At 32.3% G+C, this 12,677-nt stretch carries 13 protein-coding genes; 3 read left to right on the top strand and 10 right to left on the bottom strand.

What is annotated here, in order from left to right; all coding sequences use genetic code 11:
* Nucleotides 1–43: 43 nt before the first annotated feature.
* From MY04_RS04835 to MY04_RS04820, 4 genes are all read right to left on the bottom strand, one after another.
* Nucleotides 44–430 carry a DUF1987 domain-containing protein gene (locus MY04_RS04835; RefSeq protein ID WP_066207131.1) on the bottom strand — a complete coding sequence of 129 codons (387 nt, stop codon included), beginning with the start codon at nt 428–430 and terminating at the stop codon, nt 44–46.
* Nucleotides 431–440: 10 nt separating this feature from the next.
* A complete protein-coding gene (locus tag MY04_RS04830) occupies nt 441–998 on the bottom strand; it encodes a SiaB family protein kinase (protein ID WP_158297568.1) in 558 nt (185 codons plus the stop codon).
* A gap of 126 nt (nt 999–1,124) precedes the next feature.
* A complete protein-coding gene (locus MY04_RS04825; protein WP_066207126.1) occupies nt 1,125–1,976 on the bottom strand; it encodes a CvfB family protein in 852 nt (283 codons plus the stop codon).
* On the bottom strand, nt 1,969–2,661 hold the full coding sequence (locus MY04_RS04820; protein ID WP_066207123.1) for a pseudouridine synthase: 693 nt from the start codon (nt 2,659–2,661) through the stop codon (nt 1,969–1,971). The genes MY04_RS04825 and MY04_RS04820 overlap by 8 nt, the downstream gene beginning before the upstream one ends.
* A gap of 170 nt (nt 2,662–2,831) precedes the next feature.
* Between MY04_RS04820 and MY04_RS04815 the strand changes: the two genes are divergently transcribed.
* Nucleotides 2,832–3,080: a hypothetical protein gene (locus MY04_RS04815; protein WP_066207119.1), complete on the top strand. Its 249-nt coding sequence runs from the start codon at nt 2,832–2,834 to the stop codon at nt 3,078–3,080.
* Nucleotides 3,081–3,139: 59 nt separating this feature from the next.
* On the opposite strand, the gene MY04_RS04810 is transcribed toward MY04_RS04815, so the two are convergent.
* The 4 genes from MY04_RS04810 to MY04_RS04795 all read right to left on the bottom strand — a co-directional run bounded on the left by MY04_RS04810 (nt 3,140) and on the right by MY04_RS04795 (nt 8,226).
* Complete coding sequence (locus MY04_RS04810) at nt 3,140–3,739, bottom strand: DUF445 domain-containing protein (RefSeq protein ID WP_066207112.1); 600 nt, start codon at nt 3,737–3,739, stop codon at nt 3,140–3,142.
* A gap of 1 nt (nt 3,740) precedes the next feature.
* A complete protein-coding gene (locus MY04_RS04805) occupies nt 3,741–4,322 on the bottom strand; it encodes a Maf family protein (RefSeq protein ID WP_066207102.1) in 582 nt (193 codons plus the stop codon).
* Entirely contained in the window at nt 4,323–7,868 is a 3,546-nt protein-coding gene (locus MY04_RS04800) for a caspase family protein (protein WP_158297567.1), read from the bottom strand. It abuts the gene before it with no gap.
* An 82-nt stretch (nt 7,869–7,950) separates the two neighbouring features.
* A complete protein-coding gene (locus MY04_RS04795; RefSeq protein ID WP_066207097.1) occupies nt 7,951–8,226 on the bottom strand; it encodes a DUF2061 domain-containing protein in 276 nt (91 codons plus the stop codon).
* Between the two features lie 224 nt (nt 8,227–8,450).
* Between MY04_RS04795 and MY04_RS04790 the strand changes: the two genes are divergently transcribed.
* Nucleotides 8,451–8,843 carry a hypothetical protein gene (locus MY04_RS04790; protein ID WP_066207094.1) on the top strand — a complete coding sequence of 131 codons (393 nt, stop codon included), beginning with the start codon at nt 8,451–8,453 and terminating at the stop codon, nt 8,841–8,843.
* Between the two features lie 44 nt (nt 8,844–8,887).
* On the top strand, nt 8,888–9,451 hold the full coding sequence (locus tag MY04_RS04785) for a Pathogenesis-related transcriptional factor and ERF protein (RefSeq protein WP_066207092.1): 564 nt from the start codon (nt 8,888–8,890) through the stop codon (nt 9,449–9,451).
* A 62-nt stretch (nt 9,452–9,513) separates the two neighbouring features.
* Here the strand turns inward: MY04_RS04785 and MY04_RS04780 are convergent, their stop codons facing one another.
* Together MY04_RS04780 and MY04_RS04775 are read right to left on the bottom strand one after the other, a co-directional pair.
* Complete coding sequence (locus tag MY04_RS04780; protein WP_084005774.1) at nt 9,514–11,532, bottom strand: tetratricopeptide repeat protein; 2,019 nt, start codon at nt 11,530–11,532, stop codon at nt 9,514–9,516.
* Nucleotides 11,533–11,614: 82 nt separating this feature from the next.
* On the bottom strand, nt 11,615–12,568 hold the full coding sequence (locus MY04_RS04775) for a transketolase family protein (RefSeq protein WP_066207086.1): 954 nt from the start codon (nt 12,566–12,568) through the stop codon (nt 11,615–11,617).
* Nucleotides 12,569–12,677: the final 109 nt, after the last annotated feature.

The following is a 12,677-nucleotide window of genomic DNA, read 5'->3' as shown; positions in this document are numbered from 1 at the left end:
TGAATATAAAAAAAGAGGGTAATTTACCCTCTCAATATATTTTTTACTCGTCCTCTTCTAGAATGTGCATATGAATAGGAAGTTTGATGACTTCTTTAAAATCCTCACCAGATTCTTGCATATCTTCATCATCTTCTTCATAATACCAATTTACTTCGACATCATGTCCACTCGCTTTAAGAAGCTCTAATTTTCTAAAAACTTCGACTAGACATTTTGAAGAACTTGTATTGAAATACTCTAACCTAACATCAAAAACTGTTTTATTTTGAGGTTTAGTGTTGTATTCATCCATCCATTCGAATAAGGGTTTATAAAATTCGATGGAATTTTCAGGAATTGATCTTCCTGATATTAAGAAGTGACCACTTTCATATTCCATTTGTATGAGAGGAGTCTTAGGTGTATCTTTTTTTAAAAAATCTTTCATCGTTGTGCTGTTAAATTGGTACGCTTACTTTAATGGTAAAAAAGGAATGAGTTTCATTGGTACTAGAGAATTCATAGTCAAGTTTTTGACCCGATTTTCTAGCAATATCAATGATACCAAGACCTGCACCCCCTTGTTCCGAAAAGTCTCCATTGCTTAATACCTTTCTGTAGCGTTTTTTCAGCTCTTCAACGGTTAGCTCATTAATGGAATCAATTCTTTCTTTAAGAAAGTTAGCTGTCTCAATAGGCACATAATTGCCTGCAACAATGTAATAAGCATCCTTATCCTTAGATAAGAGAAACAATACAATATTAGATGGTGGTTCTAAGACGGTTTTAGAATCAATCCCTTCAAAATGATGAAAAATATTTTGAAGGATCTCTACAGCAATCACATTAATTCTTCTTTGCAGTTTCATTAACGACTCATGCTCAGATAATGTATCTTCTACTCGGCTCAGAATTTCTCCTAATACGTCATCATTCATGATGCCTTTAAAGGCGAATAGCTCTTGGCCATTTCTACCTTTTAACTTTTCATATAGAGAATTTACTTCTGAATGCACTTCAATAATAGTGTTATCCAATTTTGTCAAGTCCTCATTTTTTAACTTATGAGAATAATAGGTACAATTTATTCAAGATAAGTTATAATACAAAAATGATATACTAAAAAAATTTTTTTTAAAAAATTAAAAGTCGACAAGTTCAGTTCCTTCTTGAGTAAATTTTATTACTCCTAGTTTATATAAATAACCTAATAACAACTTGAACTGCTTCTTACTCATTCTAAATTCTTTCTTGATCTCGTTCGGATGAGTTTTATCATTGAAAGGTATAAATCCACCTTTCTTCTTAATTAACATCAATAAAGATTTAGCTTTTTTATCAATATCACCCTCGCTGTAACCAGGTTTTGTAAGTGTAAGATCTAGTTTTCCATCAGGACGTATTTTGGATATAAAGCCTTTTTGAACTTTACCCAATTTCACTTCACCAAAAATTTGATTTTTGTATAGCAATCCCAACCATTTTCTATTTACAATACACTCGTAGCCAAGTTCAACTTCTTGTGCAATATACATAAACACTTCTTGTTGTTCTTCGAAATTGGAAGTATTATTTGATAAAAATTTATTCAGTTTTGTACTAGCAAAAACCCTTCCCGTTTTCCTATCTAAATCGATATAAACGGTATATTTTCGTTTTTTCCTCATCTGCATGGTTGCAGATTGTTCAGAAAACGGAACAAATAGGTCTTTTGATATTCCCCAATCCAAAAATGCTCCATTTTTGTTGGTATCTTTACACTCTAAAGTCACAAACTCTCCAACTATACCATTTGGTTTTTCATGAGTACCTACCCACCTTCTTTCACTATCCGTGTAAATAAAAACTGTGGTATATTCTCCTACTTTTAATTCTTCATTTGCTAATCTAATAGGTAGAAAGACATCACCTTCTTCGTGTGTTAAGAAATAGCCAAAATCCGTAATTCTTGCTACCTCTAATTCATTGTATTGTCCAACGAGTAACTTACTCATAATTAATTTCTATTTTTTGTAATATTTCTTTAAAATCTTTTGGCAGAGGAGCTTTAATACTTAATTGTTCTTCCGTGAATGGGTGTTTAAAAGTATATGAAGTAGAATGCAACCATAATCTATCCAATTTAAATTTCTCTAGAAACATATTGTTATGACGATGATCGCCATACCTTCTGTCTCCAATTATTGGATGGTTCTCTCCTCTTAAATGCAATCTTATTTGATGTGTTTTCCCTGTGAAGGGTCTTGATTGAACTAGTGTATAACGTGCTGTTTTGTATTTACCAACTGGAATATCTAACTCCACTTTTTGTAAAGGTTTAATATAGGTTTTGGCCGATTTGTACACTTTATCGTACCTATTTTTTATATCCTTTTCGCACATTTTCTCTTCATTAAGGTGCCCCCTTACTAAAGAAACATACAACTTCTCAACTTCTCCCTTTTCATTGTTTAGATTTTGAAATTTTGCACTTGCTTCTGATGATAAAGCAAAAATCAAAACTCCAGAGGTTGCCCGATCTAGCCTATGACATGGAAAAACATGTTGTTTAATTTGATCCCTTAATTGAAATATAGCAAATTCTTCATCTCTACCAGTAATTTCTGAAGGGTGAACCATCAAACCAGAAGGTTTATTTATGGCTACGAAATGTTCATCCTGAAATAAAATTTCTAACATTTATTAAAAAGATATAAAGAAGTTGATATATCAAAACTAAATAGTACAATTGAACGTATCAATTAAGTAACTATATTTGCATAAAGAACAAATATAGTAGGTATTCTATGAGCAATAAAAGAAAAGATCTTATTATACCTAAACAACAGAGTAATTGTAACTAAGCAAATATGTTAAAAATATTATTAGTAATTCTTGTACTTGGTTTTCTTTTCAAAACATATTCAAAAGTGATTATTAAATTTCTGATGAATATTCTGGCGAAGAGATTGATGAAACTTCAAAAAGAACAAGCAAGAAACTTTCAACAACAAAGTAATTTTCAACAACCACAACAAAACACAACTGCTGGTCAGTTTGAAAAAACGATAAAAGTCGATGAGGACATGACGATCTTCATCCCTAAAAAGAAAAAATAAACGACGACATAAAAATGGCTCTTGTGCTTGCACAGAGCCATTTTTCTTTTTATCTATTTTTAGAATAATGTAAGTAAAGCCACTTGAACTAAACCAATTAAAAAGCCTAGAACAGCTCCCATTATTTCAATAAATCTCAATTCTGATTTAATTACTGCCATCAGAAGGTCTTCAAATTTCTCATCAGAAAAGTCCATTACTTTCTCATAAACAACTTGTTCTATACTGATGGAACCAATATTATTTCCTATATCGTCCATTAATTTAGGAATCATCTCATCCACAGATTTTTCCATCCCATTACGGATTTGATCAATAATTGCATCCCCTCCAAACATTTGTAGCATAGGACCAAACTGAACGGCCTTCTCATCGACAAACTCATTGATTCTTTTCATGATGCTTTCTCTGAGTTTCGACTTATTTTCCTCTGTATTTAACTTCTCTACAATCATGTCTGGGGTAAAAAGATCTTTTTCGACAATCACTCCCAACCTTCTTGCTAATGTTTCTTTTCTTCTAGGAAATACTCCATGTAACTTAAATAATCCTAGATTAATTGGTTTTCTAGGATGAAAAAGCATCTTGATAGCCACATAATTAGTTATCCAACCTATTCCCGCAGATATTAAGGGAAAGGACCACACTAAATAATTCATATTATAACGTAATTATTTTTTTAAGTTCTGAATAAAGTTGTGCTGTTGGCAAACCCATGACGGTAAAATAAGATCCATTAATTTTTTGAATGAAAGCCATTCCAATCCATTCTTGAATTCCATATGCTCCTGCTTTATCAAATGGCTTTCTAGATTCTACATAATAATCTATTTCCTCTTCTGATATTGCATTAAAATAAACATCAGCCTTATCCGTAAATGAATAGGTCTTATTTCCCTTTTTAATCACGACCGCAGAATATACTTGATGCTTACCATCGGATAATGATTCCAACATTTCTTTTGCTTCCAATTGATCTTTGGGTTTCCCTAAAACCTTTCCATCAACGACAACAACTGTATCAGAAAATATGACAATGGTATCATCATCTAAATCATCAAATGCTTTTGCTTTTAAGTAAGCAATATGTTCTGCTACTAAATGACTTTCGAGGTTATCTGGAAAAGTTTCATCTACTTCCCTAACTTCTTTTTTAAATTTAATATCTAAACCGGCCAACAATTCTGCTCGTCTTGGAGAATTTGATGCCAAAATAATTTTATACTTACTTAAATCAATCATTTAAATACTTTTAAAATAAGATACAATTTCAAAGATAACGCTATCTAATAACTTTTGCTCATCTTGATCTGTAATTTCAAATTCATGTTTTAACTGCTGATTTTCTAACAACCTGACTGTTAACTGAACACCTTCTTCCACTTGACTATATTTCCCTTTCAATTGATAAACATTATCACCTTGAGCGTAAGGACTAAATATAAAAGGTGTATTTCTATTATTCTGACTTTCTGATTTTGCTAAAAGTCGTTTATTTATTTTCTGAGATATCTCTAAATTATCAAGCCATGTAGTTTCTTCCTCAAATTGTGTATAGCGAATTCTCGGCAGATTGCTGTTCAATCTAATCTGATCTTTTACTATTTCAGTCACCCGACCAATATCAAAACTGTCTCCTCCGTTTGGAATCCTCATTTCGGGTTGCTGACTCGCTCCAAACCTTTCTGCTAATCTAGGCACCTCATCTACAGCATTTCCAAAAAGCATTTGTACATCAACAAATTCCCCTTTTCTTAAATTTCCGGTTTTGAAGTAATCTAAAATAGCATAAGTCAATAACCCTTGTCCATAAAGAGATGATTCATAACTTACCTTATCAGCTGATGCTCCCGCTAGTAAGTACATCCCAGATCTATTCCTTACTCTCTCTAAAGCTCTTAATCTCACAGATTCATCATCAATATTTCTGACCGCCAAAATAGTCTCTGCAAATTGACCAGCATTACATGCATCCATAATAAAGACTTGTCTGGTTACCGGCATTTTCTTCATCCAGTCCAACCACTCTTTTCCAGAAATACAGTACTTTTCTCTTATTTCCTGATCATCAATATCGGCAGTAATCATGTCTTTTGTTAAAAAGTAAAAGTCTTCTTCTCCGTCTTTGAATTTTTTAGACATTCCGTGCCCTGCCATAAATATAAACAAGACATCAGATGGCGTCATTAAAGTACTCAAAGAATCGAATGAGTTTTTGATATTTTGCTTTGTTGGTTGATATTGTTCGTTTTCAGCATCAGTTGTAAACGTCTCTATGGTAACCTTATTTTCTCCAAACAGTTCACCTGCTGATTTTTGAATTGTATTTGAAATAGAAATGGCATCTTTAGTTGCGTATTTCAAATCCAATGTTGTCCCTCTGTAATCGGAAACTCCTATAACAATTCCATAAAAATTAGGTATTGCCGTTGTACTATTGTCCCTATGTTTGATGGTTAGTCCCCTTCCATTAAGAGTTCCTTCATTATTTTCGACAATTACAGTGATATCATTTAAATGGTCACTCGTAAATAAATAACCAATACTATCAATAGGTACAAGGTATCTTTCTTTTTGCCTTCCGTTTATAAATGACAATTGTTTAATTGTTGTTTTATAATCAGAAATATCATCCATCACTTCTTTTCCATTGACAAGGATACCGACTTTACCAATACCTCCACCTCTATCTATCACATCAATCACTAATTTATTTCCTCTTTTATGAAGGCTCGCTTGTGGAAATAATGATATACTATTTAAAAGTGGTACTTCTCGTAAAGCATCACCTTTAAATAACTTCACCCCGAGACCGGGTTCCCAGTACATATTCTGTAATTGACTAATATCGATAATCTCACGATCTGCAACATAATACAAATCATCCATATTCGATTCTGAAGCATCGAACAAACCAGAATAGTGTTCGACCATCCAACCTGACTCCCCATTTGTATAAACACCTCCGTACTTATTAGGCGATGTTAGATCCCAAATATGAATACTAAAATTATTGGATAAAGTGATAAAAACATCTTTTCCTGGAAAGTCAATCACCTGCTCTATATTGTTGTGGTTTTGATGGTATTGATAGATTTCATCGGATAAGTCATTTTTAAAAGAACGTAATTTTCCATTCTCTTCTCCCACTAAAATGTATTCATCATCTATAGAAAAGGTAGCATCCAATACTTGACTTGCAACTTCCAAGGTTTTTAAAACAGAGAAATTTTCAGTTTCTAAAAGATTCAATTGATGTTTACCACCTATTAAAAGACGGTCACCTTTATGGTTATATTTAATTGATTTTATGGTCCAATCTGTAACAGGAATATTCGTTAACTGACGATTTTTAAGATTTAGAACGCCAATTTTTCTGTTATTAAAAGCAAGTACAACTTCTGAGAAATCATCTTTCACACAAATTGACATGATTTTATTGTAAGAAGAGTAGATCTTATCTAATGACCAATTTTTAAGATCTACAATAAATACATCTTCATGTTCATCTGCAATCAGCATATTATAACCTACCACTACAGCAGAATGAATTGCAGCTTCATGATGAAACGAATTTAATAAAGTATAATGATTATTTTTATCCCAGATTTTAATAGTAGAATCTGTAGAACAACTCACAAGATTTCCGTTTGTTAGATAATCTAGGCCGACAATCTCATTAGTGTGTGCTTTCCAATTGATTAAATCACTTCTACTACCAAATTCCCACAGTTTGATCTCTCCTAAATTTGATGCGACAGCAATATCTCCGGTGGTAGAAGAAATATTAAATCGTTTAGCACTTGAAGTAATTGGCTTCCAAGAGCTTAACAATTTAATATTCTTTACATCCCACATTTCTATTTCACCATTTAAATAGGAAATAACACCAATTTCTCCATTGGCATTAAAAGCTGTATCAGAAACACCAGATCTTTTAAATCGGCTTAATTGCTTAAGCTTCCCTTCCGATATTTGATAATAATATGCATGATTTCCCATCGAGGTAATGATAAGCATATTATTTTCTTCAGAGTAACACAAATCTTTGATCCCTGAAGCATCTTTGAGGTTGATCTTTTGTAGAATTGAATCATTTTGAACATCCCAAACAGCTAATGAACCATCCCAACTTCCACTCACTAAGTATTTATAGGATTTTATATACACCATACCGGAAACCCAGTCTGAATGTAATTGATGAGACTTTTTAAGTTTTTTACTAGTAGTATTCCATAATTGCACCTCTCCTTTAAAATTCCCAATGAATACATTATTAGAATTGTTCATAGGAATAAAACGGGAAATACCATTAGCCATACCTTTATTCCAATGATATGCTGAATTTTCATTATCAGAATCCCAATCCCAATGAAAGATATCTCCAATAGAATTTATGTAGATTACTTTACGGTTATCGAATCTAACTTCTTGAACAGTTTCTTGTAATTGGGTGAGTTTTGCTAGAAGTTCACCATTATCAACAGACCAGATTTTTATAGTGTGATCTAAACCTGAGGAAACAATGTATTTGCTATTTTTCGAAATTGAAACATCTGTGATGCCAATATCATGGGCATAGATAGACCTTAATAGACGTTCTTGACCTACATCCCATATTTTTATTAAACGGTCTTCTCCTGCAGAAACGACTACATTCCCATTATTAGAAATGTCTAAAGCGGTTACTCCTCCTAAATGTCCTTGAGAAAAAGTAAGGGTAATATCGCTTTGAGCATAAGTAGTCTGGATACAAAAAAAGAGGCTTATGCAAATTACAAGCCTCATTAATTTTATCTTATATTTTATGTCAGATAGCATAAATAATTTACTAAGTGTAAGTAAATATACATGATATCTATCATTTGTCTTATTTTTTAGTGAATTTTTCCCATAGTCTTTCATGAAAATAATAAAGTATCATTTTCGAGAAAACTTCTATCGAGCCTATTGAAATAGCCAAGGTTAACTCTCCTGTAATGAAATAAGATATCACCATTGTATCTATGGTACCAACGGCCCTCCATGACACTGATTTAGCGACACTTACCCATTTAGGTTGCTTACGAAGACCTGATTTCTCAGCTTCTAATTCTTTATTTCGTTGAACCTTTAGTTTTCGTTCTATTAATTTATCTGCTAACATGTAAGATTAATTTATTCAATTACCTCTTTAGTCTACCAATTTAATAGGGCAATAATAATCATTACTTTATTAAAACCAAAATATGGAACGATAAGAAAAACATATTTTATCATTTATATAGAAATTTATTTTGAAATAATTGTATAATTCAATGTATTTGCTTTAATTAACAATTGATAAACAAAACAATCTATTCGTTATAATTGCTACAATCTCTTCTACTAATGAGAAAAAGAAAGAATTACCCTGGCGAAGTACGTGTGTTAGGTACTAAGGACTATGGTTTAATTTTAGGAAGTTTGATGAGTTATCGAAATCAACTTTTACGAGAAAATGACCCTTTGAAAGAAGCTTTTATCATAAAAAAAATGGCAGAAAAGCTTCAAGAATTGGATTATAAACATGCCTCGGAATTAACCATATCTAAACTTGGTGAAAAACAGTTAAATGGTCTGTACTCTATTTCCTCTAGAAGAAAAGATGAAGTAGTTAATATTGCAAACCGTTATTGGAGAATGGGTAAGAAGAAACATGAAGCAGCAAAATTGAAAATAAAAAATTCAGAAATAAAGCTTAAAAGAAAAAATTCGAACAAAGCTATAACAAATGAAGTGTAATCTATCAACGGATAGTTTTACTTCAAAATAATATCACTACTATCATGCTTATAAAAATTCAGTTAAAGAACTCTCCTAATCAAGTAGTCGTTGACGATTTCGTTTACGAACACTTAAGCAACAATCCTTACTTAAAAAGTATAGATTTTATATACAATTTAAGAGAGCATTCTTCAGGTAGAGCTGTATTTCAAAAATCGTGGAAACAAACGAATGGCAAATACAAGACTGATACGATTTATCTCCACAAATATATTGCGGAGAATTTTTTAGAAAAAAGTGAAGAAAAGAACACAAATTTAATCAGAATCATTAATGGCAACCGATTAGATTGCAGGATAAAAAATTTAAAGTATGCGAATCGTTCTGAAATAAAAAGAAACACAAGATCTACAGTTAATAGAACAGGATATATAGGTGTATTAAAAGAAAAGAATCGATATAAAGCTGTGATTTACAAAGATCGCAAGCCAATATTTATAGGCTCATTTAAAACTGCTGAAGAAGCTGCTTTAGCCTATAACACAAAATCAATTGAACTATTTGGGAAAACTAGAAACCTAAATAAAATCAAAAATATTCCTACTGAGGAAAAACAAGATTATTAAGGATTTTTCCCAATATATTCTAACTACTACTTACATGAGAAGCCTTAGTGCTTCTCTTTTTTTTAAGCAGTAAATCCAATTACCATAACATCGTCTACCTGATCCTCATCTCCTTTCCAAGCATCAAACTGTGTTGACAAAAATTTCTTTTGGTCCTTAACAGGTAATTGATAACAAGCTTCTAAGATTTTTCTGAAGTTAGGGCTTTTCAATTTTTTCCCTTTAGGTCCACCAAATTGATCAGCATAACCATCAGAATACAGGAAGAACATTTTTGAGTTATCGAATTCGAATGTATGTGTAGATGAAGTAGAAAATGAATAAACACCTCCAACTCCTCTTTGATTACCTTTTACTATTTCATGTCCTTCATTTTCAACAATTGTCATACTCATTCCTGCACCAGAAAATTTGATTATATTTTGATAAGTATCAATTAAACAAATTCCTATTTCCATCCCATCCATATTACCCGATTTTTTTTGACTAAGCATACTCGATAATCGGGCATGTAGTTCCGCTAAAATATCCGCAGGTTCAAAAATTTTCTGAGAATCAACAATATATTCCAAAGCTGTTTCACCAACCATACTCATAAATCCTCCTGGAACGCCATGCCCCGTACAATCTGCAGCAATCAATATACCTTGATGCAGAGATACTTGTTTAAACCAATAAAAATCTCCTGAAACAATATCTCTTGGATTGAAATAAACATATGAATTTGGAATCAACTGTTTTACATTAGACCAATTTGGAAGAATAGCACTTTGAATTCCTTTCGCATAGTTAATAGAATCCATCATGTCTTGAGATTTCTCTTTTAGTAAAGAATTAATTCTCTGTATTTCTATAGATTGTAGTTCCAACTCTCCTTTTTGATTTTGAAGCTTATGATTAACAACCTTCTTATTTTTATTCTCAATAAATAAGAAATAGACAAACAAGACTAAAATAATAATCAGTACGACTGCAGAAAATAGGATAATCGTCTGCCTTTGTAACATGATTTCGTTAATCTCTTTATCCTTTTTAAGAATTTCATTTTCCTTTACACGTTGTTCAACAAGGTACCTAACATTCATTTCGGCTAGTTTCATTCTTACTTCCTCACTAAATACCGAATCCTTGTAGATTTCAATTTTATCGTCATACTCTAAAGCTTTTTTGAATCTCCCTCTCAGTCTTTCTATATTTTTCAGTTCAATAAACGCATTTAACGCCATATGTTTAAGACCAGATTCTACTGAAATGTTTGCTGCTTTAGTACCAAAAAAGTTAGCCTTCTGATAATCTTGCTTCTCTCTATAAATCACAGCAATATCTGTAAGTGTACTTACCATATTATCGGCATCATGTAAGTTTTTTTCATTTAATAATAACGAAGCTTGTAAATACTCTAAAGCTTTTTCGATTTGCCCCATTTCTAAATACACCTTCCCTATATCAGCATATGAAACTATCTGACCATAGTTATCATCCATTTCTTCCCTTTTTAATAAAGCTTCCTTAAAACAAAACACTGCTTTATTAAATAGTTCTGACCCTTGATATACACGTCCATAATTCGTATCAATGTAGGCTAGAATCCTTTTATCCTTTAAGATATTAGCAATTACTTCTGCTAATTCTAGATGAACTGTTGCTTCGTCAAAATTTTCTTGATAGATATTTACACTGGCTATATTTATATGTGCGTAGGCTTGATCTTCTTTCGAATCAATTTTTGTTGCTTTTTCTAAAGCCGTTAAAAATAACTGCATTGCTCTTTGGTATTCACCTTTATTTCTCAACGCGATACCTTGATAAGAAATACCTCTAATTTCCTCAAAAATCAAATTATTCCTTCTACTTAAATCTTCTGATATTTTGGCATAAAGAAAAGCATTGTCAGGTGAAATATTTCTATTTAACCATGATAATTGAAGAGCAGCGTTTATTCTCAAAGAATCTGAAATTTCTTGTTTTTCAAACACCCTCATTAAACTATCGAATTTGGGTACTTGATAAGAACTTTTAGGATTACTTAAAGCGTAGGATAATGTTGTTGTTATGAACAGTATAAAAAATATTAACCTCATGTACGGCGTTTAAAAATTGTTAGTCAAAAAAAAGCTAGTCCAATATATGAACTAGCTTCTTTATTTCAATATGAAAAAGGAATTATCCTTTTCTTTCGATAGCTTTTTTGGCTGCTTTTACAATATCGTTAGCCGTCAAGCCATATTTTTCCATTAATTGAGCAGGTGTTCCACTTTCACCGAAAGTATCGTTTACTGCTACAAATTCTTGTGGAGCTAATAAGTTTCTAGTAAGAGTTGCAGAAACTGATTCGCCTAAACCACCAGCAATTTGATGTTCTTCAGCAGTAACAACACAACCTGTTTTCTTTACTGATGCAAGAATTGCTTCTTCATCAAGAGGTTTGATTGTGTGAATATTGATGATTTCTGCTGAAATACCTTCTGCTTCTAAAGCTTCTCCAGCTTGGATTGCTTCCCAAACTAAATGACCTGTTGCAACGATAGTAACATCTGTTCCTTCGTTCAACATCACCGCTTTACCAATTTCGAATTCGCCTTCAGGCATGAATACAGGAATTGACGGACGACCAAATCTTAAATATACAGGACCATCATGTTTTGCTGCTGCAATTGTTGCTGCTTTTGTCTGATTGTAATCACAAGTATTGATCACAGTCATATGAGGCAACATTTTCATCATCCCGATATCCTCAAGTACTTGGTGAGTAGCACCATCCTCTCCTAGTGTTAAACCAGAATGAGAAGCCGCAATTTTTACATTCTTCTTAGAATATGCAATTGACTGACGGATCTGATCGTATACTCTAGATGTAGAGAAGTTAGCAAAAGTACCTGTGAAAGGAATTTTACCACCAACTGTCATACCTGCAGCTACGTTGATCATGTTTGCCTCAGCGATACCCATTTGAAAGAATCTCTCTGGGAAATCGTTTTTAAATGCATCCATTTTAAGAGAACCTGTTAGGTCGGCACATAAAGCCACCACGTCCTCATTCATTTTTCCAAGTTCATGTAAACCCGCACCAAATCCTGAGCGAGTATCCTTTTTCTCTGTATAAGTGTACTTCTTCATTTGTGTATTTGAAGTAAATAATGATTCTTTCAAATAAATTCGGATACAAATCTAAGGTTTGTCTTGATGTTGACAAAATTATTTCAATAACAAAAGCGTATATTGTGAA

It is taken from the genome of Flammeovirga sp. MY04 (genome assembly GCF_001682195.2).
GTDB lineage: Bacteria > Bacteroidota > Bacteroidia > Cytophagales > Flammeovirgaceae > Flammeovirga > Flammeovirga yaeyamensis.
This window is presented reverse-complemented; position numbering and strand designations above follow the sequence as displayed.